Source organism: Microbacterium sp. LMI1-1-1.1 (assembly GCF_040815675.1).
Lineage (GTDB): Bacteria > Actinomycetota > Actinomycetes > Actinomycetales > Microbacteriaceae > Microbacterium.
The window spans coordinates 128447-154307 of the sequence record NZ_JBFPNN010000008.1; the positions used below are offsets into that span (position 1 = coordinate 128447).

The window sequence follows — 25861 nt, forward strand, 5'->3', positions numbered from 1 at the left end:
CGGCGGAAGCGGCTCCCGGGTCGCTCGCGAGGCGGTGGCCGGCTCGCGCACGGACGTCCGTATGCCCACGGCGAACACGGGGCCGTGGCATCCGGGCGCTGGTTACTCTCGATGTACGGCGCGCGGAGGCGTGCCTGTCAGCCCATTTTTGGAGGGACTGAGGATGTTCGAGAGATTCACCGATCGTGCCCGTCGTGTCGTGGTGCTCGCCCAAGAAGAGGCGAAGATGCTGAACCACAACTACATCGGCACCGAGCACATCCTCCTGGGCCTCATCCACGAGGGCGAGGGTGTAGCTGCCAAGGCGCTGGAGTCGCTCGGCATCTCGCTCGACGCCGTGCGCGAGCAGGTGCAGGACATCATCGGCCAGGGGCAGCAGCAGCCGACCGGCCACATCCCCTTCACGCCCCGTGCGAAGAAGGTCCTCGAGCTGTCGCTGCGCGAAGCGCTGCAGCTCGGTCACAACTACATCGGCACCGAGCACATCCTGCTCGGCCTCATCCGTGAGGGCGAGGGCGTCGCCGCCCAGGTGCTCGTCAAGCTCGGCGCCGACCTGAACAAGGTGCGCCAGCAGGTCATCCAGCTGCTCTCGGGCTACCAGGGCAAGGAGCCCGCGGGCGTCGCCTCCGGTGCCGGCGAGCAGACCTCGCAGGGTGCGCAGGGCGGGTCGGCCGTGCTCGACCAGTTCGGCCGCAACCTCACACAGGCCGCGCGCGACAACAAGCTCGACCCCGTCATCGGGCGCGAGAAGGAGATCGAGCGCGTGATGCAGATCCTGTCGCGCCGCTCGAAGAACAACCCCGTCCTCATCGGCGAGCCCGGTGTCGGAAAGACGGCGGTCGTCGAAGGCCTCGCCCAGGCCATCGTCAAGGGCGATGTGCCCGAGACGCTCAAGGACAAGCAGGTCTACTCGCTCGACCTCGGCTCGCTCATCGCCGGTTCCCGCTACCGCGGCGACTTCGAGGAGCGCCTGAAGAAGGTCACCAAGGAGATCCGCACGCGCGGCGACATCATCGTCTTCATCGACGAGATCCACACCCTCGTGGGTGCGGGTGCCGCCGAGGGTGCGATCGACGCGGCATCCATCCTCAAGCCCCTCCTCGCGCGCGGCGAGCTCCAGACCATCGGCGCCACCACGCTCGACGAGTACCGCAAGCACTTCGAGAAGGACGCCGCGCTCGAGCGCCGCTTCCAGCCGATCCAGGTGGCCGAGCCGAGCCTGCCCCACGCGATCAACATCTTGAAGGGGCTGCGCGACCGTTACGAGGCGCACCACAAGGTGCAGATCACCGACGGCGCCATTGTGGCCGCGGCCAACCTCGCCGACCGCTACATCAGCGATCGCTTCCTGCCGGACAAGGCCATCGACCTGATCGACGAGGCCGGTGCCCGCCTGCGCCTGTCGATCTTGTCGAGCCCGCCGGAGCTGCGCGAGTTCGACGAGAAGATCGCGAAGGTCCGCGAGCAGAAGGAGCAGGCCTCCGAGGAGCAGGACTTCGAGAAGGCCGCGTCGCTCCGCGACGAGGAGAAGTCCCTGCTCGCCGAGCGTCTGCGCCTCGAGAAGCAGTGGCGCTCGGGTGACGTCGCGTCGCACGCGGTCGTGGACGAGGGCCTGATCGCCGAGGTGCTCGCCCAGGCGACCGGCATCCCGGTGTTCAAGCTCACCGAGGAGGAGTCCAGCCGCCTCATGTTCATGGAGAAGGCCCTGCACCAGCGGGTCATCGGCCAGGAAGAGGCGATCGCCGCCCTGTCGCGCACGATCCGTCGTCAGCGCGCGGGCCTGAAGGACCCCAAGCGCCCCTCGGGCTCGTTCATCTTCGCCGGTCCCACCGGTGTCGGAAAGACCGAGCTGGCCAAGGCCCTCGCCGAGTTCCTCTTCGACGACGAGGGTGCGTTGATCTCCCTCGACATGTCGGAGTTCGGTGAGAAGCACACCGTCTCGCGTCTGTTCGGTGCCCCTCCCGGGTTCGTCGGGTTCGAAGAGGGCGGCCAGCTCACCGAGAAGGTGCGCCGCAAGCCGTTCTCGGTCGTGCTCTTCGACGAGATCGAGAAGGCCCACCCCGACATCTTCAACTCGCTGCTGCAGATCCTCGAGGAAGGCCGCCTGACCGACGGTCAGGGTCGTGTCATCGACTTCAAGAACACCGTGATCATCATGACGACGAACCTCGGTTCGTCGGCGATCGCCGGTGGTCCGGTCGGCTTCCAGGTCGAGGGCAGCGCGCAGACCTCGTACGAGCGGATGAAGGGCAAGGTCGACGAGGAGCTCAAGCGTCACTTCAAGCCCGAGTTCCTCAACCGCGTCGACGACGTCATCGTCTTCCCGCAGCTGAACAAGGAGGAGCTCCGCCAGATCGTGGGCCTCTTCGTGAAGCGCCTCGCCGACCGCCTGCTCGACCGCGACATGACGGTGGAGCTCTCGGACGACGCGAAGGACAAGCTCATCGAGATCGGCTTCGACCCGACGCTCGGTGCTCGCCCCCTGCGTCGCGCCATGCAGCGCGAGGTGGAGGACCGTCTCAGCGAGAAGATCCTGCACGGCGAGCTCGAGTCGGGCGACCACGTCAAGGTCGGCGTCGAGAACGGCCAGTTCTCGTTCGAGACCAGCCCGCGCGGTGAGAAGGTCGCGATCGGTGTCGGCACCGCGGGGGAGATCACCGCGACGCCGGATATCGTCGCCGGCAACTGACCGCCGACGCCTGAGGGGCCCGGATGCTACGGCATCCGGGCCCTTCCGCGTCCCCGGCGTACGCTGGGACGATGACCGATCCCGCGCCGTTCGTCGTCCGACCCGCGACCACCGCGGACGTGCGACGCATCCACGCGCTGCTGGAGCCGTACGTGCAGAAGCGCATCCTGCTCGGCAAAGATCTCGCCGTGCTGTTCGGGTCGGTCCAGCAGTTCGTCGTGGCCGAGGTGGACGGCCAGATCGTCGGATGCGGTGCCCTGCATGTGATGTGGGAGGACCTCGGCGAGATCCGGACGCTCATCGTCCACGACGAATGGCTGCACCATGGCATCGGTCGCGCCATCGTCGAGGTACTGGAGCAGCAGGCGCGAGATCTCGGCATCCATCGTCTGTTCTGCCTGACGTTCGAGGTCGAGTTCTTCACGCGCCGCGGCTTCGCGCCGATCGGCGAGCAGGTGGTCGACCCCGACGTCTACTCGCAGCTGCTGCGCAGCCCCGACGAGGGCGTCGCCGAGTTCCTGGACCTCGCGCACGTGAAGCCCAACACCCTGGGCAACACCCGCATGCTCAAGCACCTCTGAGCGCGCCGCGGAGGGCGTGCACAGGCGCGCCGCCTACCCTGGACGTATGACCGATGCCCCCCGCAGGCGGCACTCTCCGGCGGTCTACCGCCGGCGCCGCCTCGTCGCCGTGCTGCTCGCGCTCGCGGTGATCGGCCTCGTCGTCTGGCTCGTGGCCGCGCCGCCGTGGCGTGCCGCCCCGACCGCCGATGCGACGACGCCGGCCCCCGCCTCCTCCAGCACCCCCGACGCCCCGTCGCCGTCCGCCTCCACTCCGGCACCCGTACCGTCCGAGACGCCCTCCGCCGCCGTCGACGCCGGGCCCGTCGAGTGCTCGCCCGCGGACATCCGCGTCGAGGCGCTGTCCGACCAGGCCGAGTACGCGCAGGGGCAGAACCCGCAGCTGTCCATCCGTCTCGCCAACACCGGGACCAGCGACTGCCGGATGAACGTCGGCACGAGCGCCCAGTCCTTCACCGTCACGAGCGGGTCCGACGTGTGGTGGCGGTCGACCGACTGCCAGACCGAGCCGAGCGACATGGAGGTCGTCCTGACCGCGGGGCAGGAGGTCACGAGTGCGGCGCCGCTGACCTGGGACCGGACGCGTTCCTCGGTCGACTCCTGCGACGGCGAGCGTCCGTTCGCGCCCGGTGGGGGAGCGACGTACCACCTGAGCGTCTCGATCGGCGGCATCCCGTCGGCCGGAACGGCGACGTTCATCCTGCAGTGAGGGTCCGTGTCCGCGCGATGCGGACGCGCTGCGGGCCCTTCGCGCCGTCGGACATGTCCAAGGAATCGGCTGTGACCGGGAGAATGTCCCCCGAAGAGAGGACAGACGGTTCGAGGGCGGGCACGTAGCCTGGAGATGTCCTCGAAGAAAGGTCGCAAGCGTCGTCCCCAGCGACGTGCCGGAGTGTTCCCCAAGCACAGAAGGCATGCGGCCTCGAGGATGTGGGCCCTCTCGAGATCCCCAGCCCCCAACTGGAGTTCTCGAGAGGGCCTTTGTCATGTCCGGGCGCGGGCCGGTGCCGGGTGGGCGACGTCGGGGCAGGCGACGGTGCGAGGACAGGCTGTCTCGCGGCAATTCCGCATGGTGCGGGCGCACTGCCTGTCGCGGTGACCGCCGCGGTTCGGTCGCCGCGGGTGCGCCGGGCGGGTGCGCCGGGCGGGTGCGCCGGGCGGGTGCGCCGGGCGGGCGGGCTTGGAGCGCTTGGGTGCGCCGCCGGTGCGGGCGGGTGCGCTGCCGGTGCGGGCGCGTGCGTAGCTGGTCAGGCGTCGAGCGCGGCGATGACGTCGGTCGGCGAGGCCTGGATGGGGTGCGGCCCGGCGATGTCGATGAACACCGTCGTGATCTCGGCCTCGTGCGCACCGAGGAACGCGCGCAGCCACTGCGGGGACTGCAGGGCGACGTGCGGCGGAAGGGTCTCGGGCTTGTGCGCGGCGTCGCTGAAGAGCAGCAGGGCGACCTGGCCCGTGTTCGGGTCGCGGTAGGTCCACACCTCGCCGGTGTCGAGCGGGTTGTCCGGGTCGCCGGCCCGCATGAGCGGCACGACGGTCGGGCCGTGACGCAGCGCGAACGCGATCGCGGCCATGTCCTGCGTCTGGAGGGCGTCCGTGAGGGCGGTGTTCTTGAACTCCACGCTCGGTCCCTTGCGCTTCTTTCCGCCGGCCATCCTCCGAGCCTAGCCGGGTCGCCGCGGCCGCCCCGCGTCCCGCGTCCCGCTCGCGCGAGATGGCGTGTTCTCGGCGAAGGGATGCCACGGCCCACGGCCGTCGGGAGGGCGCGAGCCGCGCGGCTCGGGCGGGGGCGCGGGGGCGACTCGCGCCTACGATGGTCGCGTGACAGACTCGACGGCATGGAGTTCCTGATCGCCGGCGCCGTGTGCGCCGCCGGACTCGTGATCCCCGCGGTGCTCGGCTACACCTCGCCTCACCGCCGTCGTCGGACCGCCCCGCCCGGGCGCTGACCGTCGCCGAGCGGAGGGGACTCGCCGAGGTCGATTCATGCCTCGGGGGTCCTCCCTTCGCGACATCCACTCCTTTCGCTGCCATCTCTTCGCCGCCACAGCTCGCCGGCGCCTCGCTCCCGCCGCGTCCCGCCGCGACGTCCGCGGGGAGCGGAGGAGATGTGGGCGGCGGAGGGGGATGGATGCCGCGGGGGTCCTCCCTTCGCGACATCTCCTCCCGTCGCCGCCATTAGTTCGCCGGCGCCGCCGTCCCGCCGCGACGTCTCGCGGGGAGCGGAGGAGATGTGGGCTGCGGAGGGGGATGGATGCCGCAGGGGTCCTCCCTTCGCGACATCACCTCCCTTCGCTGCCATCTCTTCGCCGCCACAGCTCGCCGGCGCCGCGTCGGCGTCGTTGGCGCCGCGTCCCGCCGCGACGTCCGCGGGAAGCGGAGGAGATGTGGGTGGCGGAGGGGGATGGATGCCGCAGGGGTCCTCCCTTCGCGACATCTCCTCCCGTCGCCGCCATTAGTTCGCCGGCGCCGCCGGCGCCGCCGTCCGGCCGCGACGTCCGCGACGGAGCGGAGGAGATGTGGGCGGCGGAGGGGGATGGATGCCGCAGGGGTCCTCCCTTCGCGACATCTCCTCCCGTCGCCACCATCACTTCGCCGGCACAGCCCCGCCGGCGCCGCCGCAGAGCGTGCTCCCACCGCGCCGTCGGGCGGCGGAGGAGGACGTGCGGCGGAGGGGTGGTCACACCCGAGGTCAGAACCCCGGCTGCTCCGCCTCGCGGGGCAGGCCGCGTGCCTGCAGCTCGTTCAGCGCGCGGGCGAGCTTCTTCGACGACGAGTCGAGGACGGTGTGGTACCCGAGGCGCGCCGCCTCGGACGCCCGCTGCGGGGCGTGGGTGACGTTGCGGATCTCGCCGGTCAGGGTCAGCTCGCCGATCGCGGCCAACCGCTTCGACACGACCCGTCCCTTGACGGCGTTGGCGACGGCGATGGCGATGGCGAGGTCCGCGGCCGGCTCGACCAGCCGCACCCCGCCGACGGTCGACACGTACACGTCCTTGTCGGCGAGCGAGACGCCCACCCGGCTCTCGAGCACGGCGAGCACCATGGCCACGCGTGATGCATCGACGCCGTTCACGATGCGCCGGGGGTTCGGGGCCGTCTGCTTGACGGCGAGAGCCTGCACCTCGACTGGCAGGGCGCGGCGGCCCTCCATGGCGATCGTGACGCATGTGCCCGGCTCGGGGTCGCCGTGTCCGAGGAACAGAGCACTCGGATCGGACACCTCGGCGATGCCGCTGCCGGTCATGTCGAAGCAGCCGACCTCGTCGGTGGGGCCGAAGCGGTTCTTGAGCGCGCGGACGAACCGCAGCGACGTCTGCCGGTCGCCCTCGAAGTGGCACACCACGTCGACGAGGTGCTCGAGGATCCGCGGACCGGCGATGGACCCGTCCTTCGTCACGTGCCCGACGATGATGACGGGCAGCCCGCGCTCCTTCGCGACACGGATGAGAGTGGATGCCACCTCCCGCACCTGACTCGGCTGGCCGGCGGCGCCGTCGCTCAGACCGGACGACACCGTCTGGACGGAGTCGACGATGAGCAGCTCCGGCTGGACCTCGTCGATGTGGCCGAGGATGGTGGCGAGGTCGGTCTCGGAGGCGAGGAACAGCTCGTCGTGCAACGCCCCCGTCCGTTCGGCGCGCAGCCGCACCTGCGCGGCGGACTCCTCGCCGCTCGCATACAGGACCCGACGGCCCGCCCGTGCACTCTGCGCCGCGACCTCCAGCAGCAGCGTCGACTTGCCGACGCCCGGCTCGCCGCTCAGGAGGATCGCCGCTCCCGGGACGACGCCGCCCCCGAGCACGCGGTCGAACTCGCCGACCCCGCTCGTGCGTCGGGGTGCGTCCTGCGTGTCGATCTCGGTGATGCGCCGCGCCGCCCGCGCCGCACCCGGTGCGACGGGCGTGACCGAGCGGGTGATGCCGGTCTGGTCCGCAGCCTCGACGACGGTGCCCCACTGCTGGCATTCGCCGCACCGGCCGACCCACTTGAGGGTCGTCCAGCCGCACTCGGTGCACCGGTAGGGAGCGGCGGTGACGGGACGACGGGATGCCATGCGCCCAGGCTACGCGGCCCCTCCGACATCGCCGGCGCGAGGTGGTGGCATCCCCTCTCCGGCCCCATCGAGAAACGCTCCCTGCCCCGAGAAACGCGGGGTGACGGCGTTTCTCGGTGCAGAGAGCGTTTCTCGGCTAGAAGCGGGGGCGGAACCTCAGCGCAGCGAGGACGCCACGGACGTCAGCGCCGCGGCGGAGCGGTGCAGGAGGGTGCGCTCGGCGTCGGAGAACGGCGTGCCGGCCAGCGGCACCGCGCCCGATGCGCTGACGATCGAGGGGACGGAGAGCGCCATCCCGTCGATGCCCTGGAAACCCTGGAGCACCGTGCTGACGGGCAGGATCGCGTGCTCGTCGCGGAGGACGGCCTCCACGATGCGCGCGCTCGACAGCCCTATGGCGTAGTTGGTCGCGCCCTTGCCCTGGATGACCTTGTACGCGGCGTCGCGGACGTCGATCGCGATGGCATCCAATTCGTCCTGGCCGAAGCGTCCGCCGCCGGGGAGGTCGAACTCCGTGATGGGGACCGAGCCGATCGTCGCCGTCGACCACAGCGGGAACTCCGTGTCGCCGTGCTCGCCGACGATCCACGCGTGCACGCTCGAGGTGGCGACGCCCGCGCGCTGCGCGAGCTTCCAGCGGAGGCGGGACGTGTCCAGCACCGTCCCGGACGCGAAGATGCGCGCGGCGGGCAGCCCTGTCGCCTCCTGCGCGAGCACGGTGAGCACATCGCAGGGGTTGGTGACGATGACGTAGATCGCGTGGGGGGCGACCTCGAGCAGCTGCGGCATCATGTCGCGCAGGATGGCGGCGTTGGTGGCGGCGAGCTCGGTGCGCGTCTCACCGGGGTTCTGCTTCGCGCCGGCCGTGATGACGACGACGTGGGAGCCCTCGGCGACGGCGACGTCGCTGCCTCCGACGATGTCGCTCGACCCGGTGAACTGCGTGCCGTGCGCGAGGTCGAGCACCTCGGCCTCGACCTTCTCCGTCGCGATGTCGTAGAGCGCGACGTGCCGGGCCGAGCCGCGGATGAGCGCCGCGTACGCGACGCTCGCCCCGACGCTGCCCGCGCCCACGACCGTCAGCTTCGAGTTCTCGATCACGCTCATGGCTCGATCCTGACAGCGGGGGAGAACGGCATCCAGCGGGGTCGTTCGACGGTGGATGAACGGATGCCAGGGGTCACGGCTCGCGCCCGACGGGTCGCTCAACTCCTGAGTTCCGGTGTGCCGGGCTCCGGAGTTTGCCGCGATTCCGGGGCCGTACGGCGCAGGTTTCGGGTCGGACGCGCCGGTTCTCCGGAGTTCGGCGAGCCCTGGCCGGCAGCCGCGGCGACCGCCGGTCGCGGGGGGACCGCCCGATTCGCGGCGGGCCGCGGGTTGTCGTAAGCTAGTGGGCGGTGACGTGTCCGAGCGGCCGAAGGTGCAACACTCGAAATGTTGTGTAGGTTCACCCCTACCGTGGGTTCAAATCCCACCGTCACCGCCACCGAAACCCCCGGGTCCTGCCTCAGGACCGCGGGGGTTTCGCTTTTTCTGTGGAGCTGAGGCGAGCGCGGCTTCGGGCCGCATCCGCGGTCGTGGAAACCGCGCCCCGAGAGGACATCGGCGCGGCCGCGCAACGGCTCCACACGGGGAACGCGTATGGGCACAATCTCCCTATGGATGCCTCGTCCCCCGACGCCGCGATCCCGCGCAGCGGCCCGCCCGCGCAGAAGCCGCCCTCGCGCAGCGGCCCGCCCGGAAAGGAACCGCCGTTCGCTCCGGAGACGGACGCGCCGACCCCCGCCGCCGACGCGCGCCGCGGGGTCGCACTCACCGTCGGCGTGCTGGCGACCGTCGTCTTCGTGGTGCTGCGGCTCGTCGTCGCGCTGGGCCGGCATCAGCCGCTGGCCCCCGACCTGTGGTGGGACGAGGCCATGGCAGACCTCGCGAATCCGGTCCTCGTCATCGTCGCGTGGGTGCCGGCGGTGGCCGGCGGCACGATCGGGATGATCGTCGCGGGGGTCGTGCTGATCGCGGTGTTCGCCGTGCGGCGCCGGTACGGGGATGCCGTGAACGTGGCGGCATCCATCGTCCTCGTCGTGGCCATCGGGGCGCCGATGGCCGCCGTCATCGCCCGCCACCGGCCCGCCGGGTCGCTGGCCGAGACGATGGCGACGTCCTTTCCGTCGGGGCACACGGCGGTGGCGACGACCGTCGCCGTGACCCTCGCGCTGATCCTGCGGCGACGGTGGGTATGGGTCCTCACGACGGTGTGGGTGCTGCTGATGATGTGGAGCCGCACGTACCTGCACGCGCATTGGCTGTCGGACGTGGTCGCGGGTGCGCTCGAGGGCATCGTCGTCGCGACGCTGGTGTGGTCCGCGGTGGAGGTGTTCCGTGAGCGACGGGCCCTTCGCTCCGCCGGGCAGACGAGCGCGACGGCCGAAGTCAACGGTTCCCGGCACCTCCCGCCCGCCCCGCTAGCGTGACGCCATGAGCTCCGCCTCCGCCGCCGCCGACAAGGCCCAGGACTCCACCGCGTTCCGCGTCGCCGCCCGCATCGGTTACGTCGTCCTCGGCCTGATCCATCTCCTCATCGGCGTCGTCGCCGTCGCCGTGGCCACCGGAGGCGCCGGCGGCGGGGAGAACGCCGACCAGAGCGGCGCACTGCAGCGGGTGCACGACGCGCCCGCCGGCGCTCTGCTGCTGTGGGTCGTCGTCCTCGGACTCGCCGCGCTCGCCGTGTGGCAGATCGCCGAGGCGATCCTCGAACGGGACCCGGATGCCAAGAAGGCCTGGGGCCACCGCGCGAAGTTCATCGGCACGGCGGTGGCCTATCTCGCCATCGCCGGCACGGCCCTGAGCATCGCGCTGGGCGCGCGCTCGGACTCCGCGGAGTCGACCCAGACGCTGAGCGCGCGGCTCCTCGCCGTCCCCGCGGGCGTCTTCCTCCTCGTCCTCGTCGGTCTCGCCGTCGCCGCGGTCGGTGTCGCATTCGTCATCCGCGGGATCACGCGGGCCTTCACGAAGCACCTCTCCCTCCCGAGCGGTGCGGCCGGACGCGGCATCCGCACCTTCGGGACCGTCGGCTACGTCGCCAAGGGCATCGCGGTCGGCGTCGCGGGCGTGCTCTTCGTCGTCGCCGCGCTGAAGAACGATCCCGAGGCGGCCGGCGGCATCGACGCCGGACTGCGGTCGCTCGCCGCCCTGCCCTTGGGTCAGGTGGTGCTCTGGCTCGTCGGCGTCGGCCTCGTCGTCTACGGCCTCTTCTGCTTCGCCCGGGCGCGGTACGCGCGCATGTGAAGGGCCCGTGCGCGGTACGCGCGCATGTGAGGGCCCGGGCGCGGTACGCGCATGTGAGGAAAAGGACGATGGATGCCACCCGGCGGCATCCCGCCCCTCTCAACGACCGGCGAACTCCCTCGACGCCTCGGTCATGCGCCGCAGGCTGATCGCTGCGTCCCATCCGTCGAGCGTCTCGACCGTCGTGGCGACCTCCGACCGGCCGAGGCTGTCGATGTAGCGGTCGAGCGTGTCGGCGGCCTCGGCGAGCGGCCCGTCGGACCCGTCGAAAGGGGCCTCGATCAGCCGGCTCTGCGCGGCGATGGCATCGGCCAGCGCGGTGCGCGCGCCGCCGGGAAGACGCGCGTCCACGCCGGCGTCGGTCAGCAGGCGGGTCAACGCGACGGTCAGGGTCCGTGTCGCCTCCGCGGACGCGGCGAGGGTGTCGAGTCGGCGCCGGTGCAGGGCGCCCTGGTCCCGCACCCGGCGCCCGCGCGGGTTGTACCGACGGCTCTCGTCCGAGGCATCTACCTCCGCCCGGACGGAGTCGAGCGTCCGGGCGAGGTTCTGCGTGGCGGCGCCGGCGCGATGAGGATCGAACTGCCGGTGAGCCAGCGCGCGGGCCATCTCGTCGAGGTCCGACACGAGGTCGTCGCGCAGCTGCGTCAGCCGTCGGTCGGCGGTGCGGACACGCAAGGGCGGGAAGACGAGCAGGTTCACCGCGACGCCGACGAGCACGCCGAAGGCCATCGTGAAGAGATACGAGATCGAGTACCCGTCCGGATCCGCGCCGCCCAGCAGCAGCACGAACAGGGCGGCGATCGCGACCCAGTCGCGCCCCACTCCCAGCGCGCGCACGCCCGAGAGCAGCACCCCGAGCCCGATCACGACGGCGACGGCCGCACCGCGCGGCATCCCGGCGCCGACGAGGGCGAGCGAGCCGAGTCCCAGCCCGATCCCGACGGCGAGACCGAGGATCGCCTGCGCCCCGCTCATCGCCGAGCGGGCGACCGTGGGGTACATGCTGACCAGCACGCCCAGCGGGGCGTAATAGGAGTACTCGCTCGAGGCCAGCGGCACGAGCGGCGCGAGGTACCAGGCCAGAACGGCCGCCGCGGCCGTCTTGCCCGCGAGCAGCAGACGCTCGCCGGTGACGGCATCGGCCCACCAGGAACGGGGATCCAGCCGGGGACGAGGGGTCACGACAGTGCCCGGACGACGAGGAGCAGCACCCCCTCATGCTCCGCGAACGGCGCTCGTCCGGCGCGGGGGTTGCCGGGATCCCGGGCAGCCGATAGCCGCCCCCGGGCCGATCGCAACCCCTCTCGACCTCGCAGGTCCGCCGGGTAGGCCGGAACCTCGACCGCCACACGAGGAGCCCTCATGCCGATCCCCCTGCCGCGACGGGCGAGTGCGCTCGCCACGATGGCCGTCTCTCTGCTCGCCCTGTCCGCGTGCGCGGAGGAGCGGACCCCGGATGCCGCTGCCTCGCCGCCGTCGCCGAGCGCCCCTGCGGCCCCGCCGACTCCCGGCGCACCGCAGGCCGTGATGCCCGACGGTGCCCCCGAGGGCGTGGCATCCGGTCTCGTGACCCCCTGGTCGGTGGCGTTCGCCGACACGGCGATGCTGGTCAGCGAGCGCGACACAGGGCGGATCCTCGAGGTCGTCGACGGCGGACTGCGGACGGTGGGGGAGGTGCCGGACGTCGCGGCCCGGGGCGAGGGCGGGCTGCTCGGGATCGCGGTGGCGGACGGCGAGCTGTTCGCCTACGTCACCACGCCGGACGGCAACCGCGTGGTGGGATTCCCGCTCGACGGGGCGGCGGGCGCGTTCGCGCTGGGCGAGCCGCGGACGCTCGTCGACGGCATCCCGGCCTCGAACATCCACAACGGCGGGCGGCTGGCGTTCGGTCCGGACGGCATGCTCTACGTCACGACCGGAGACGCGTCCGACCCCGAGCTCGCTCAGGACCCGGACTCGCTCGCGGGCAAGATCCTGCGCATCGCACCGGACGGGTCGATCCCCAACGACAACCCGTTCGCGGGGTCGCCGGTCTGGAGCCTCGGTCACCGCAATCCGCAGGGCATCGGATGGGATGCCGCCGGCACGATGTTCGCGTCCGAGTTCGGGCAGGACACGTGGGACGAGCTCAACATCATCGAGCCCGGAGGGAACTACGGGTGGCCGACGGTCGAGGGCGTCGGCGGAGACCCCCGCTATGTCGACCCCGTCCAGCAGTGGGCACCGGCGGACGCGAGTCCGAGCGGTCTGACCGTCGTCGAGGGCACCGTGTTCGTGGCCAATCTGCGGGGGGAGCGGCTGCGCGGCATCCCGACGAGCGATCCGACGACGTCGACCGAGTACTTCGTCGGAGAGTTCGGACGCCTGCGGGACGCGGTGGTCGGCCCGGGCGGCGAGCTGTACGTCGTGACGAGCGACACGGACCGCGGGAACGGCGGTGTCGACGACATCCTGCGGGTGCCGCTGACCGCGGGGTGATCCGGCGTCGGCGACGCCTGCCGCGCCTTTTCGGGGCCGATAAACGCTCTCCGCGCCCGGAAACGCCGGGTGACAGCGTTTCCGAGTGCAGGAAGCGTTTATGGGGACGGGGAGTCAGCGGGGCGAGACGTAGGCGCGCCAGAGGAGGCGCGCGTGCCGCGCCTTGGCGCGCTCGACGCCGTCCTCGTCGCGGCGGAGCGCGCTGAACCACTCCGCGAACCGGCTGCCGATCGCGCTGAGGACCATCCGCGCGTCGGCATGGTCCGCGGGCGGGACGGCGGCATCCTCGCTGGAGAGACGCCCGCGCGCGGGGAGGTCTCCGGCGAGATGACGCGAGACCAGTCGCGCCACACCCACGGCGTGCCCGTTGATGATGGAGTGGGCGGCCCCGCGGATCTCCCAGCGCGCGGCCGACGGGGCGGCCGCCACGAGCCGGGAGTGGAAGCGCCGTGGCGACGGGCGGTCGAACTCGCCGCGGATGAGCAGCAGACGCGCCGAACCGAGCCCGATCCGGTCGCTGATGCGGTAGCGCAGCATGTGCGGGAGCACTTCGAGGAAGTACAGCATCCCGCACAGGAGATACGCGGAGAGCGCCGTCATCGCCAGATGGAACGACTCGCGCGCGGTGGCCTGGGCGAACCGCACGCCCTGCTCGAGCACCGTCGCGTGCTGCTCGTCCACGACGGGACTGACGAGCACGGCATGGCGGAGGTCGTCACGGCGCGCGAGCACCTCCGTGACGACCTGCGTCCCCATCGAATGGCCGATCAGCACCGGGTCCTCTAGGCCGTACCGGGCGATCACGGCCTCCACCTGATCGGCGAAGAACGCCGGGGTGGGGGCCTCACCCGGGTGCGGCATGCCGCCGAAGCCCGGGAGGTCGAGGGCGAACACCTCTCCCTCCTGGGCGAGCAGAGGAGCGAGGAACTCGAAGTAGGTCGCTGCGACGCCGATGCCGGCGACGAGGACGAAGGGCCGCCCGCCCGTCCCGGTCGACATGCGGGTGACGCGGGTCCGTGCGCCGTCGTTGACGACCGTCTGGACATCGACGTCTGCGGGAGCGATCGCGGGGGGCATCGGTCCAGGATGCCGCATCGGCCTGGACGGGCGCCGGTGCGCGCCCGGTCCCCGCGGCGCTGTCAAGACCGGGGCCGGTGTCGGAGGAGCGGCCTAGCCTCGACACCATGACCGATGCTCCGCGTGAAGAAGAAACCCTCGGCGCCGCTCGCGAGAGCGACAACCCCGCCGAGAAGGACCCGTCCGACTGGGTCACCGGCGACGAGCCGATGACCGCGCCCCAGCGCAGCTACCTCGACACCCTCGCCCGCCAGGCAGGCGAGGAGATCCCGGCGGATCTGACGAAGGCCGAGGCGTCCGAGCAGATCGAGCGCCTGCAGTCCGAGACCGGTCGTTCGTCCGACTGACCCGCCGTCGCCGCGTCGCGCGCCTCAGGAAGTGCGCGACGCGGTGTCCTCGGGAGCGAGCTCGTCGAGGTGCTGCTTCTCCGCCCGCGCGATCTCGTCGAGGAAGTCCGCGACCACCCGCCGATCTCCGGCCCCGAGCTTGGATGCCGCCAGCGCCACCGACGCGTGCCTGACGGCGAGCAATCGACGCGCCGGCGACGCGGGGTCGATCGTGGCGCGCACGACGATCGAACGACGATCGCCCGGGTACGGCTCCCGCTCGACCCACCCGGCGTCCGCCAACCGGTCGATCAGTGCCGTCGTGGCGGCGGAGGAGATCCCCAGCATCTCCGTCAGAAGGCGGGGAGTGACGGGGTCGTCGTCCGGGGTGCGATCGATGAGGAACCGCAGCACCCGTGCGTCGTTCGGTCCGATGCCGAGGGAGTGGAGGGCGGTCCGTTCGATCGAGGCGCTCGAGTCGGTGAGTTCGCTCAGCGCCCTCACGACGTCGTCTGCGGTCGCTGTGTGTCTCATGTCACCTCCCGAGCGCGGGATTGTGTCTCGTCTCGCTAGTGTCTCTGCTGCCTACCAAGTGGAGAACTGTTCTTCTTAGCATGTTACCGGCCGTGAGCCGGGAGCGGCAGGGGCTCGGCCGCGATCGGCTGACATAGGATCTTCGACGTGGAAACCGGGCCCGAATCGTCGCGCTACTGGTACGGCGCCGCCGAAGAGGACCGCCGCCGTCGTGCCGTGGACGTCCTGCAAGCCTTCCGCGTCTACCGCGCGGCCGAGGTGGCCATGCGCCGTCGCACCCGCGAGTCCATGTCGATGGGTGAGAACGAGCTGCTCGTCCTCCGCTATCTTCTGCGCGCGACCGGGGAGAACCGTCTCGTGTCCCCGAGCGAGCTGACTCGCTACCTCGGGGTGTCGACCGCCTCGACCACGGCCATCATCGACCGTCTGGAGAAGACCGGTCACGTGACGCGTGTGCCGCACCCGACCGATCGCCGCAGCATCCACGTCGTGGCGACGGCGGCCAGCGACGCCGAGGTCCGCGCGACGTTGGGCGAGATGCACTCCCGCATGATGGCGGCCGTCGTCGACATGACGCCCGAGGAGAGCTCCGTCGTCATCGCCTGTCTCTCGCGTCTGCAGGACGCGGTCGACCAGGTCGATCCGCACCCGGCTCCGGTCGAGGCCTCCGCCGACGCCTGAAGACGATCGCGCATCCGACTAAGAAACTCGGCAGCCTACTTTCATTCCGAGTATTAGGAACCGCGCGGAGTCCGTGAAACCATGGGCGCATGGACGACGACATCGTGGACGCGCGCGCCGACGTGTCCGCGTTCGACCCCGCGATCGTGGTGGTTGAGGGTGTCGAAGTGACCTCGTTCGAGGGCGTCCTGTCCAGACTGCGGACCGACTACCCGGGCGAGGACCCGGCCAGGATCGAGGCCGTCGTCCTGCGCGAGTGGGAGGCGTTCACCGCCGGCAAGCCCACGGTCATCCCCGCCGCCGTCGAAGAGGGCGCGCGCGAGATCCTCGACCAGAGCCGCTTCTAGTCAGCGCGGGCCCGTCTCGCCGCCGCGCTCCGGCTCGGGGACGATCATCAGACCCCCCGAGGAGTTGGCGGACGTCGCGAGCTCCTCGATCCACGCACGACTGAGCAGAGCCGGCTCCGCCTCGGTGAACGCGAACCTCAGCGGGATGGACGGGTGCAGCCAGACCGTGCTGCGGCCCGGCTCCTGCCCCTCGCCGTGCGCCCACGACAGCGTGAAGCTCTCGCCGCGGCGGAGCTTGGTCGCGATGACGACTTTGACGTGCGCGAGGGCACGGTCCTCGATCTCGATCGGCGAGGCAGCGTCGCCGTAGTAGAGCGTTCCCACCCGAGCACGGTACCGCCGGGTCGGAGCCACGGATGCGGGGGTTGCGTCGGAAGGGCCGCCGTGGCATCCGGGATTCGAGGCGGACCAACCTCCATTAGGCTCATCGCATGGGACGATTCATCTACGACACCGTCGCGAACGCCGTCGACATCGATGACCGTACGCTGGCGCACCTGCGCATCGTCGTGATGAACAAGCTGCGTCGCTCCGAGTCGTTCATGTTCGACGTCGAGGTGGGCGACGGCAGTGGTCGCCGCAGCTTCTGGATGCACCCGTCGGTGCCGATCCAGTTCCACTTCTACGGCAGCCGTCAGCCGCGCATCAACCGCGTTTGGGTCGAGGACCTCATGCTGGCGGCATCCGGTCCCAACGGTCTCGCGATCACGCCGGAGCCGTCCGAGGACGCCCACGTCGAAGAGGGCTGACCCTCCGCAGCGCGCCGACGAACGTCGGTCGGCCGTGTGAGATAGGTCTGACAGGGGAGCTTGTCAAGACGCGACTCGGTCGTCGCGTGCGTCTGCCATCGTGGAGGAAACGCACGGAAGGAGTCGAGCCGTGACGAACCATGTCCCCCCGTTTCTCCCTGTGCCCGACGGCGACGGGTGGAACGATCTTCCCGACGTCTTCGACGGCCTCATCGGGATCGACGTCATCGACGGCGAGCTCGTGCCGCGGGTGAGCGCGCGCCCGCACCGCTGAGGCGATGGACCGACGCGGTCTCTCAGCGGCCTCGTAGCCGGCGTTTGTAGCGTCGGAGGCATGACCGACCCGCTGGAGGAGCAGCAGATCACGGTGTCGGGCTCTGCCCTGCGTGCGATGCGCGACGAGTTCCAACGGTTCCTGATGGAGTACCGTTTCGGGCTCGCCGAGGTCGAGACGAAGATCTCGATCCTCCGCGAGGAGTTCCAGGAGATGCACGCCTACAACCCGATCGAGCACGTGTCCAGCAGGGTCAAGTCGCCGGACAGCCTCGTCGACAAGGTCCGCCGCAAGGGCGTCGAGCCGGACTTCGCCTCCATCCGCGCCTCGATCACCGACATCGCCGGCATCCGGATCACGTGCAGCTTCGTCGCCGACGCGTACCGGCTCTTCGACCTGCTCACCCAGCAGGACGACATCAGCGTGCGCGACGTCAAGGACTACATCGCCACCCCCAAGGCCAACGGGTACAAGAGCCTGCACGTGATCGTGGAGGTGCCCGTCTTCCTCTCCACCGGGCGGGTGCACGTGCCCGTCGAGGTGCAGTTCCGGACGATCGCGATGGACTTCTGGGCGAGCCTGGAGCACAAGATCTACTACAAGTACGACCGCCTGGTCCCCGACGAGCTGCTCGCGCAGCTGAAGGACGCCGCCGACACCGCCGCGGAGCTCGACGCGCGCATGGAGCGACTGCACCGGGAGATCCGCGGTTCTGGGATCGACGTCGTCGCGCTCTGACAGCACGCAGGGCGCGTGCGTCCGCCGGGCCCCGAACGACCTGCCAGGACGGGTGTCCTGCCCGCACCGCCACAATGGAGGGATGAGCGACGACGACGCCCGCCTCGACGAGATCGCCGTCGCGCTGTACGCGGAACCGCCGGCGTCGTTCACCGCGTCGCGCAACGCCCGAGCGGCGGAGGTGTCCGGGTCCCTGGCGACGCGCGTCAAACGCTTGCGTAAGCCCACCGTCGCGGCCTGGGCCGTCAACCTGCTCGTGCGGGACGGCCAGCTGGGGGAGGCCGTCGAGCTCTCGGCCGCGCTGCACGAGGCGCAGGACGACCTGGATGCCGCGGAGCTGGCGCGTCTGGGGAAGCAGCGGCGCGCACTGGTCTCGGCTCTGGCCCGTCGCGCCGCCGAGCTCGCGGCGGAGGCCGGCACGACGCTCAGCCCGGCGATGACCGAGGCGGTGGAGCACACCGTCAACGCGGCCGTCGTGGACGCGGCGGCCGCCGCCGCGGTCCTGACCGGACGGCTCGTCACGACGATCGAGGCGGGGGCCCTGGACGGCGACGCGCTCGGCGCGGCGGTCGCCGGCGGCGCCCCGGACGCCGTTCCCGCCGCGCCGGCGCGCGACGACCTCGCCGCCCGCCGCGCACGGAAGGCCGCCGAGCGAGCCGTCCGCGAGGCGGAGCGCGCGCAGGCCGAGGCCGACCGCACCGTGTCGTCGGCCGAGAGTCATCTGACGACAGCGCGGGAGCACGCCGATCGGGTGCACGAGCGCGTGGCCGCGTTGCGGGCCGAGCTCGCCAGGGTCGAGAAGGACGCGGCTGCGGCCGACGGCGAGGTGGAGCGCCGGGAGGCGGACCGGGTCGAGGCGCAGCGCAGCGCACGGGAGGCGGCGAAGACCCTGGAACGGGCCGTCGCCGCGCGGGACGAGGGAGACGACCGGTGACCGATGCGCTCGACGACCTGCTCGACGCGGCCCGCGCACGTCTGACCGACGCGCCGCGGGAGAGGATCGGGGAGCTGCAGGAGGGGCGACGGCTGCTGGGCTTCCCCCGCGCTCCCCGCATCGTGCCCACGACGACGGCCTGGCACCTCGGCGTCCTGCTGCTCACCGAGGACGCGCTGCTCGCCACCGGCGACATCGTCCGGTCCCGCGCCGAAGTCCGCCGGGGGTTCGCCGCCGAGTCGCAACGGCGCCGCGCCGAGCTCGCCGCGGCCGCCGCACGCGGGGGCGTCCCGGAGGGGGCGGTCGTGCACATCGGGTGGCATCCCGTCGACGCGGATGCGCTCGACGAGCGGTCGACCCCGGTCGCCCTGCGCGGCGGTGCCGTCGTCGTCCGCTGGAGCGCGGCCGGTGGGCTGATGCCGCTCGACCGTTATCTGGACGAACGGATCGACCTGCTGCAGCACCCGCCCGAACGCGCCTGAGACGAACGGATCGACCTGCTGCAGCAACCGGTCGAACGCACCTGGACGGCGCGACCGGTCGGCGCGCGATGCGCGCGCATAGTCGCGGGGGATGCGGGTGTCAACAGCGATGACGGCGGTCTTCCGCGGAAACAACGCTGGTCTATCGTGAGCGACGTGCAGCAGGTATGGCCAGGATCCAGTTATCCCCTCGGGGCCACTTACGACGGTAATGGGACGAACTTCGCCCTGTTCAGTGAAGGAGCGGAGAAGGTAGAGCTCTGCCTTTTCGACGAGGACGGAACGGAGACCTGCTACGAGCTGATCGACGTCGACGCCTTCGTCTGGCACGCCTACCTCCCCAACATCCTCCCCGGGCAGCGGTACGGGTACCGCGTGCACGGGGAGTACGACCCCGCGAACGGCAAGCGCTTCAACCCCGCGAAGCTCCTCCTCGACCCCTACGCGAAGGCCGTGGAGGGGCAGATCGACTGGGGCCAGCCGGTCTTCAGCTACGAGTTCGGCGACCCGGACTCGTTCAACGACGAGGACTCCGCGCCCCACATGATGAAGGGCGTCGTCGTCAACCCGTTCTTCGACTGGTCGGGCGACCGTCAGCCGAAGACGCCGTACGCGGAGACCTTCATCTACGAGGCCCACGTGAAGGGCCTCACCGAGCTGCACCCCGAGGTCCCCGAAGAGCTGCGCGGCACCTACGCCGGCATCGCTCACCCGGCCGTCATCGACCACCTGAAGAAGCTCGGCGTCAGCGCGATCGAGCTCATGCCGGTCCACCAGTTCGTCAACGACTCCACCCTCGAGGACAAGGGGCTGTCGAACTACTGGGGCTACAACACCATCGCCTTCTTCGCCCCGCAGAACACCTACTCCTCGACCGGCGACCACGGCCAGCAGGTGCAGGAGTTCAAGGCCATGGTCAAGGCGCTGCACGCGGCGGGCATCGAGGTCATCCTCGACGTGGTCTACAACCACACCGCCGAGGGCAACCACATGGGCCCCACCCTGTCGATGCGCGGCATCGACAACGAGGCGTACTACCGCCTCGAGGACGACGACAAGCGGTACTACACCGACTACACCGGCACCGGCAACAGCATGAACGTGGGCAACCCGCACACGCTGCAGCTGATCATGGACTCGCTGCGGTACTGGGTGCTGGAGATGCACGTCGACGGCTTCCGCTTCGACCTCGCGTCGACGCTCGCCCGCGAGTTCTACGAGGTCGACCGCCTGGCGGCCTTCTTCGAGCTCGTGCAGCAGGACCCGATCGTCTCGCAGGTGAAGCTCATCGCGGAGCCGTGGGACGTCGGTCCCGGCGGCTACCAGGTCGGCAACTTCCCGCCCCAGTGGACCGAGTGGAACGGCAAGTACCGCGACACGGTCCGCGACTTCTGGCGGGGGGAGCCGCAGGCTCTCGCCGAGTTCGCCTCGCGCCTGACCGGCTCGGCGGACCTGTACGAGCACTCCGGCCGTGCGCCGGTGGCATCCATCAACTTCGTCACCGCCCACGACGGGTTCACGCTGCGCGACCTCGTGTCGTACAACGAGAAGCACAACGAGGCCAACGGCGAGGACAACAACGACGGCGAATCGCACAACCGCTCGAGCAACATGGGCGTCGAGGGTCCGACGGACGACCCCGAGGTGCTGAAGCGCCGGGCCCAGCAGCAGCGCAACTTCATCGCGACGCTGCTGCTCAGCCAGGGTGTCCCGATGCTCCTGCACGGCGACGAGCTGGGACGCACGCAGGGCGGCAACAACAACGGATACGCGCAGGACAACGAGATCACGTGGGTGGACTGGTCCACCGTGGACACCCCGCTGATCGAGTTCACCGCGGCGCTCGCCCGTCTGCGCAAGCAGCACCCCACCTTCCGCCGCAGCCGGTTCTTCGACGGCCGCCCGGTGAAGATGGAGGAGGGGGCGCCGATCCCCGACGTGGTCTGGCTGCGTCCGGACGGCTCGGTCATGCAGCCCGAGGACTGGGACAGCGGCTTCGGTCGCGCGGTGGGGGTCTTCCTCAACGGTCAGGGCATCCGCGAGCGCGACCGTCGGGGCCAGTCGATCAGCGACGACCACTTCCTCGTCCTCTTCAACGCGGGTGACGAGCAGGTGGACTTCCAGCTCCCGGCCTTCGACTACGCCCCGAAGTGGGATGCCTACGTCGACACCGCGGGGGAGCGCGCCAACACCGAGCCTCTCGAGCCCGGCGAGACGCTGCCGCTGGAGCCGAAGTCGCTCATCGTGCTGCGCGAGCACCACGTGCCCGAGCCCGAGGTGGACCACTCGGTCGCCGCGTCGCTCACCGCGCAGGTCCTCGCCGCCGGCGCGGACGACCTGCCCGCGCAGGCCCCGAAGCCGGAGCTCTGACCGGTGCGCGCGCCGCTGTCGACGTACCGCCTGCAGATCCGCGAGTCGTTCACCCTCGGCGATGCCGCCGAGGTCACGGGATATCTCCGTGACCTCGGGGTCTCGTGGGCGTACCTCTCGCCGATCCTCGAGGCCACGCCCGGGTCGGACCACGGCTACGACGTCGTCGACGTCAGCCGGGTGGACCCGGCCCGCGGGGGTGCCGCGGGTCTGGAGCGGTTCGCCGCGGCGGCGCGCGCGGACGGTCTCGGCATCCTCGTCGACATCGTCCCCAATCACATGGGCGTCTCCGAGCCCCGGACCAACGCCTGGTGGTGGGACGTCCTCCGGCTCGGCCGTGCCTCGGCCCACGCGGGGGCGTTCGACATCGACTGGGAGTTCGGCGACGGCAAGGTGCGCCTCCCCGTCCTCGGCGACCAGCTCGACGCGGTGATCGACGAGATCACCTACGACCCGACACCCGCGGACGACGCTCCCGACGGTCTCATCCGCTACTTCGACCACGCCTTCCCGGTCGCGCCGGGCACGGCTCCGGATGCCACGGCCTCCGCGTCCCGTGACGGCATCCGCGCCCTGCTGGCCGCGCAGAACTTCGAGCTGCGCTTCTGGCAGGACGAGGCGGCCGACCTGAACTACCGTCGCTTCTTCGCGGTCACCACGCTCGCGGGCGTCCGGGTCGAGCTGCCGGAGGTGTTCCAGGCGACCCACGCCGAGATCCTGCGCTGGGTGCGCGAGGGCCTCGCGGACGGTCTGCGCGTCGATCACCCGGACGGCCTCGTCGATCCGGGCGGGTACCTCGACCAGCTCGCGGTCGCCCTTGAGGAAGCGGGCGACGGCGACGTCGGCTACGTCCTCGGCGAGAAGATCCTCGAGCACGGCGAGGCGCTGCCCTCGTGGTGGAAGACCGCCGGGACCACGGGCTACGACGCTCTCGCCGAGATCGACCGGGTGCTGACCGACCCTGCGGGAGAGGCGGCGCTGGACGCTCTCGACGCGCGCCTGCGCGCCGACAGCGACCTGGAGCCGCTCACCGGCTGGCACGACCTCATCCACGACACGAAACGCAAGATCGCCGACTCGATCCAGGTGTCGGAGATCCGCCGTCTCGTGCGCGGTCTCCCCGCGGAGCTCCGCCAGGAGTTCGACGCCGAGGCGCTGCAGGACGCGCTGGCCGAGATCCTCGCGTGCTTCCCCGTCTACCGCTCCTACCTGCCCGCCGGCCGCGCGCACCTCGACGCCGCGGCGGGCGAGGCGGAGGTCCGCCGTCCCGAGCTCGGCGACGTCATCGAGAAGCTCGTCCCGGTGCTCGCCGACACGAGCCTCGAGGTCGCCTGGCGCTTCCAGCAGACGACCGGGCCCGTGATGGCCAAGGGCGTCGAGGACACGGCGTTCTACCGCTACACACGACTGGGCTCGCTCACCGAGGTGGGCGGCGATCCGGGGGAGTTCTCCCTCGACGTCGCGGGCTTCCACACCGCGCAGGCACTGCGTCACGCGTCGTGGCCCAGCGCCATGACGACGCTGTCGACGCACGACACCAAGCGCGGCGAGGACACGCGTGCCCGCATCACCGTCCTCGCCGAGATCCCCGAGCGCTGGTCCGCCGTCCTGGGGGAGTTCCGCGGGATCGCCTCCACCGGCCACGGGCCGTTCGACGCGCTGCTGTGGCAGGCGATCGTCGGGGCGTGGCCGGCTACCGCGGACACCGCGGAGGGTCTGAAGGACTACCACGAGCGCCTGCACGCCTACGCCGAGAAGGCGGCGCGCGAGGCGTCCGAGGTCACCGGATGGTGGGAGCAGGACGAGGCGTTCGAAGAGCGCATGCACGCCGTCGTCGACGCCGCGACCGGCCCCGCCGCCGAGCGCGTCCGCGCGTTCGTCGACGAGATCTCGCCCGCGGGCTGGTCGAACGGCCTGTCGGCCAAGCTGCTGCAGATCCTGGGCCCGGGCGTTCCCGACGTCTACCAGGGCTCGGAGCTGTGGGAGCAGTCGCTCGTCGATCCCGACAACCGTCGTGCGGTCGACTTCGCCGAGCGGCGCCGGCTCCTCGCCGCGATCGACGCCCCCGGAGCACCGGCTCCGGCCGTGGATGCCACGGGTGCGGCGAAGCTGCTCGTGACCTCGCGTGCGCTGCGCCTGCGTCGGGAGCACCCGCTCGGGATCTACCGTCCGCTGGAGGCCGCCGGAGTGGCGGCGGACCACGTCATCGCGTTCGATCGCGGCGGGGTGTTCGCCGTCGCGACGCGTCTGCCCCACGGTCTGGAAGCCTCGGGCGGCTGGCGCGACACGGTGGTGCTGCTGCCGGACACGCCCGTCATCGACGTGCTGACCGGTCGCTCGTTCGCGGGCGGCGCCGTGCCGCTGGCCGACCTGCTGGCGGTCTACCCCGTGGCCCTTCTGATCTTCTGATCGTCACGCGCGGGGCGGCCCACCCGGTCGCCCCGCATCCCCCCCCCGATCTCTCCCATACGAAGGGAACACCTCTGATGAGCATCGACGTCTGGGCACCCAAGGCAGAGCGCGTCCGGCTGCGCCGGCTCGACGACAGCGGCGACACGGTCGTCGAAGACGTGGAGATGACGGCCGCCGCCGACGGGTGGTGGTCGACTCCCGTCGACCTCGCCGACGGCGAACGGTACGGCTTCGTCCTCGGCGACGGGGACGACCTGCGCCCCGACCCGCGGTCGCGGCGTCAGCCCGGGGGCGTGCACGAGGCCTCGGCCTGGTTCGACCCGTCGGTCTACAGCTGGAACGACGCCGCCTGGACGGGCCGCCAGCTGCCGGGCGGTCTCATCTACGAGCTGCACCTCGGGACCTTCACGCCGGAGGGGACCCTGGATGCCGCCATCGGGCGCCTCGACCACCTCGTCGACCTGGGGGTCACGCACGTCGAGCTGCTGCCGGTGAACGGCTTCAACGGGACGTGGAACTGGGGCTACGACGGGGTCCTCTGGTACACCGTGCACGAGGCGTACGGCGGGCCGGAGGCCTACCAGCGCTTCGTCGACGCCGCCCACGCGGCCGGTCTCGCGGTCATCCAGGACGTCGTCTACAACCACCTCGGACCGTCGGGCAACTATCTGCCGGAGTTCGGCGAGTACCTGCGCGAAGGCAGCCGCAACACGTGGGGCGATTCGGTCAACCTGGACGAGGACGCCGTGCGCGCCTTCATCCTCGAGAACACGCTGATGTGGATGAGCGACTACCACGTCGACGGTCTCCGCCTGGATGCCGTGCACGCGCTGCTCGATGAGCGACCGGTGCACATCCTTCAGGAGATCGCCGAGCGGACCGACGCGCTGTCAGCGCACCGTGGCGTGCCGCTGACGACGATCGCCGAGTCGGACATGAACGATCCGAAGCTCATCCTGCCCCGCGAGGCCGGCGGATATGGGCTGACGGCGCAGTGGTCGGACGACTGGCACCACACGGCGCACGTCGCGCTGACGGGCGAGACCATCGGCTACTACGAGGACTTCGCCGACGCGGACGCGTTCCGCAAGGTGAGTGAGGGCGGCTTCTTCCACGACGGCACCTTTTCGTCGTTCCGTGAGGAGAAGCACGGACACCCCATCCCGGATGCCGTGCCGAACTGGCGCCTCGTGACGTTCGCGCAGGACCACGACCAGATCGGCAACCGGGCCGCGGGCGACCGTCTCTCGCAGACCCTGGACTTCGACCGGCTCGCCGCCTCCGCCGTGCTGACGCTGACCGCGCCCGGCACGCCCATGCTCTTCATGGGCGAGGAGTGGGGGGCGAAGACGCCGTGGCAGTTCTTCACTTCGCACCCGGAGCCCGAGCTCGGCAAGGTGACGGCCGAGGGGCGCATCGCCGAGTTCGCGAAGATGGGCTGGGACGAGTCGACGGTCCCCGACCCGCAGGACCCGGCGACGTTCGAGCGCTCCAAGCTGGACTGGGACGAGCCGGACCAGGACGGGCATGCGACGCTGCTGGCGCTTTACCGCGAGCTGGCGAAGCTGCGGCGGACGCGTCCCGAGCTGACCGACCCCTCCCGCGACGGACTGTCGGCGCGGACGACGGAGGGCGACGGCGGGCGGGTCTACGAGCTGCGCCGTCAGGACCTGGTCGTCATCGTGAACCTGTCTGAGGCCGCGGCGTCGGTGCCGGTGGCATCCGGGGTCCGCGTCCTGCTCGCGACCGCGGACGGCGTGACGCTCGAGGACGGGTCGGTCACCGTGCCGGCCGGGGCGAGCGCGATCGCCGCACCGCCGCTCTGACCTCGACACGACCGACGGCCCCCG

At 71.1% G+C, this 25861-nt stretch carries 24 protein-coding genes and 1 tRNA gene; 18 read left to right on the forward strand and 7 right to left on the reverse strand.

Features of this window, described 5'->3' with window-relative positions:
• Positions 1–163 precede the first annotated feature (163 nt).
• The 3 genes from MRBLMI1_RS10300 to MRBLMI1_RS10310 all read left to right on the forward strand — a co-directional run bounded on the left by MRBLMI1_RS10300 (position 164) and on the right by MRBLMI1_RS10310 (position 3979).
• On the forward strand, positions 164–2689 hold the full coding sequence (locus tag MRBLMI1_RS10300; RefSeq protein ID WP_367732134.1) for an ATP-dependent Clp protease ATP-binding subunit: 2526 nt from the start codon (positions 164–166) through the stop codon (positions 2687–2689).
• A gap of 71 nt (positions 2690–2760) precedes the next feature.
• Positions 2761–3270, forward strand: coding sequence for an amino-acid N-acetyltransferase (locus tag MRBLMI1_RS10305; protein WP_367732136.1), 510 nt, complete (start codon positions 2761–2763; stop codon positions 3268–3270).
• A 46-nt stretch (positions 3271–3316) separates the two neighbouring features.
• Positions 3317–3979, forward strand: a complete 663-nt coding sequence (locus MRBLMI1_RS10310) for a hypothetical protein (protein WP_367732138.1) — start codon at positions 3317–3319, stop codon at positions 3977–3979.
• 538 nt (positions 3980–4517) lie between these two features.
• Here MRBLMI1_RS10310 and MRBLMI1_RS10315 read toward each other — a convergent pair.
• The 3 genes from MRBLMI1_RS10315 to MRBLMI1_RS10325 form a co-directional block, all read right to left on the reverse strand.
• Positions 4518–4922, reverse strand: a complete 405-nt coding sequence (locus MRBLMI1_RS10315; protein ID WP_367732140.1) for a dehydrogenase — start codon at positions 4920–4922, stop codon at positions 4518–4520.
• A 1037-nt stretch (positions 4923–5959) separates the two neighbouring features.
• Positions 5960–7324: a DNA repair protein RadA gene (radA, locus tag MRBLMI1_RS10320; RefSeq protein ID WP_367732142.1), complete on the reverse strand. Its 1365-nt coding sequence runs from the start codon at positions 7322–7324 to the stop codon at positions 5960–5962.
• Positions 7325–7480: 156 nt separating this feature from the next.
• The gene (locus tag MRBLMI1_RS10325; protein WP_367732144.1) at positions 7481–8431 is read right to left on the reverse strand and encodes an L-lactate dehydrogenase; all 951 of its coding nucleotides are present in this window, start codon (positions 8429–8431) and stop codon (positions 7481–7483) included.
• A gap of 289 nt (positions 8432–8720) precedes the next feature.
• Here MRBLMI1_RS10325 and MRBLMI1_RS10330 point away from each other — a divergent pair.
• The 3 genes from MRBLMI1_RS10330 to MRBLMI1_RS10340 all read left to right on the forward strand — a co-directional run bounded on the left by MRBLMI1_RS10330 (position 8721) and on the right by MRBLMI1_RS10340 (position 10609).
• Positions 8721–8810: transfer RNA gene (locus MRBLMI1_RS10330), tRNA-Ser, on the forward strand.
• Positions 8811–8982: 172 nt separating this feature from the next.
• Positions 8983–9795 (forward strand): phosphatase PAP2 family protein, encoded by an 813-nt coding sequence (locus tag MRBLMI1_RS10335; RefSeq protein ID WP_367732146.1) that lies wholly within the window; start codon positions 8983–8985, stop codon positions 9793–9795.
• A 4-nt stretch (positions 9796–9799) separates the two neighbouring features.
• A complete protein-coding gene (locus MRBLMI1_RS10340; protein ID WP_367732148.1) occupies positions 9800–10609 on the forward strand; it encodes a DUF1206 domain-containing protein in 810 nt (269 codons plus the stop codon).
• A 99-nt stretch (positions 10610–10708) separates the two neighbouring features.
• Here MRBLMI1_RS10340 and MRBLMI1_RS10345 read toward each other — a convergent pair whose 3' ends face one another.
• Positions 10709–11791 carry an FUSC family protein gene (locus tag MRBLMI1_RS10345; protein WP_367732150.1) on the reverse strand — a complete coding sequence of 361 codons (1083 nt, stop codon included), beginning with the start codon at positions 11789–11791 and terminating at the stop codon, positions 10709–10711.
• 180 nt (positions 11792–11971) lie between these two features.
• On the opposite strand from MRBLMI1_RS10345, the gene MRBLMI1_RS10350 reads away from it, so the two are divergent.
• Positions 11972–13087: a PQQ-dependent sugar dehydrogenase gene (locus tag MRBLMI1_RS10350; protein WP_367732152.1), complete on the forward strand. Its 1116-nt coding sequence runs from the start codon at positions 11972–11974 to the stop codon at positions 13085–13087.
• A 114-nt stretch (positions 13088–13201) separates the two neighbouring features.
• Here MRBLMI1_RS10350 and MRBLMI1_RS10355 read toward each other — a convergent pair whose 3' ends face one another.
• Positions 13202–14164, reverse strand: a complete 963-nt coding sequence (locus MRBLMI1_RS10355) for an alpha/beta fold hydrolase (RefSeq protein ID WP_367732154.1) — start codon at positions 14162–14164, stop codon at positions 13202–13204.
• A gap of 107 nt (positions 14165–14271) precedes the next feature.
• Between MRBLMI1_RS10355 and MRBLMI1_RS10360 the strand changes: the two genes are divergently transcribed.
• On the forward strand, positions 14272–14511 hold the full coding sequence (locus tag MRBLMI1_RS10360; protein ID WP_367732156.1) for a DUF3072 domain-containing protein: 240 nt from the start codon (positions 14272–14274) through the stop codon (positions 14509–14511).
• 24 nt (positions 14512–14535) lie between these two features.
• On the opposite strand, the gene MRBLMI1_RS10365 is transcribed toward MRBLMI1_RS10360, so the two are convergent.
• Complete coding sequence (locus tag MRBLMI1_RS10365; RefSeq protein ID WP_367732164.1) at positions 14536–15024, reverse strand: MarR family winged helix-turn-helix transcriptional regulator; 489 nt, start codon at positions 15022–15024, stop codon at positions 14536–14538.
• A gap of 147 nt (positions 15025–15171) precedes the next feature.
• Between MRBLMI1_RS10365 and MRBLMI1_RS10370 the strand changes: the two genes are divergently transcribed.
• Entirely contained in the window at positions 15172–15705 is a 534-nt protein-coding gene (locus MRBLMI1_RS10370) for a MarR family winged helix-turn-helix transcriptional regulator (RefSeq protein ID WP_367732168.1), read from the forward strand.
• A gap of 89 nt (positions 15706–15794) precedes the next feature.
• Positions 15795–16052 carry a hypothetical protein gene (locus tag MRBLMI1_RS10375; RefSeq protein ID WP_367732170.1) on the forward strand — a complete coding sequence of 86 codons (258 nt, stop codon included), beginning with the start codon at positions 15795–15797 and terminating at the stop codon, positions 16050–16052.
• Here the strand turns inward: MRBLMI1_RS10375 and MRBLMI1_RS10380 are convergent, their stop codons facing one another.
• On the reverse strand, positions 16053–16376 hold the full coding sequence (locus MRBLMI1_RS10380) for a hypothetical protein (RefSeq protein ID WP_367732172.1): 324 nt from the start codon (positions 16374–16376) through the stop codon (positions 16053–16055). It abuts the gene before it with no gap.
• A gap of 107 nt (positions 16377–16483) precedes the next feature.
• On the opposite strand from MRBLMI1_RS10380, the gene MRBLMI1_RS10385 reads away from it, so the two are divergent.
• From MRBLMI1_RS10385 to treZ, 8 genes are all read left to right on the forward strand, one after another.
• Complete coding sequence (locus MRBLMI1_RS10385; RefSeq protein ID WP_055959437.1) at positions 16484–16801, forward strand: hypothetical protein; 318 nt, start codon at positions 16484–16486, stop codon at positions 16799–16801.
• A gap of 130 nt (positions 16802–16931) precedes the next feature.
• Complete coding sequence (locus MRBLMI1_RS10390; protein WP_367732174.1) at positions 16932–17075, forward strand: hypothetical protein; 144 nt, start codon at positions 16932–16934, stop codon at positions 17073–17075.
• 60 nt (positions 17076–17135) lie between these two features.
• Complete coding sequence (locus tag MRBLMI1_RS10395) at positions 17136–17813, forward strand: GTP pyrophosphokinase (protein WP_367732176.1); 678 nt, start codon at positions 17136–17138, stop codon at positions 17811–17813.
• Between the two features lie 82 nt (positions 17814–17895).
• The gene (locus MRBLMI1_RS10400) at positions 17896–18747 is read left to right on the forward strand and encodes a transposase (protein ID WP_367732178.1); all 852 of its coding nucleotides are present in this window, start codon (positions 17896–17898) and stop codon (positions 18745–18747) included.
• A complete protein-coding gene (locus MRBLMI1_RS10405; protein ID WP_367732208.1) occupies positions 18744–19229 on the forward strand; it encodes a glutaminase in 486 nt (161 codons plus the stop codon). The genes MRBLMI1_RS10400 and MRBLMI1_RS10405 overlap by 4 nt, the downstream gene beginning before the upstream one ends.
• A gap of 147 nt (positions 19230–19376) precedes the next feature.
• Entirely contained in the window at positions 19377–21599 is a 2223-nt protein-coding gene (gene glgX / locus MRBLMI1_RS10410; RefSeq protein ID WP_367732210.1) for a glycogen debranching protein GlgX, read from the forward strand.
• Between the two features lie 3 nt (positions 21600–21602).
• Entirely contained in the window at positions 21603–24008 is a 2406-nt protein-coding gene (treY, locus tag MRBLMI1_RS10415) for a malto-oligosyltrehalose synthase (protein WP_367732213.1), read from the forward strand.
• Between the two features lie 77 nt (positions 24009–24085).
• Complete coding sequence (gene treZ / locus MRBLMI1_RS10420) at positions 24086–25837, forward strand: malto-oligosyltrehalose trehalohydrolase (RefSeq protein ID WP_367732215.1); 1752 nt, start codon at positions 24086–24088, stop codon at positions 25835–25837.
• The last annotated feature ends 24 nt before the right edge of the window (positions 25838–25861 follow it).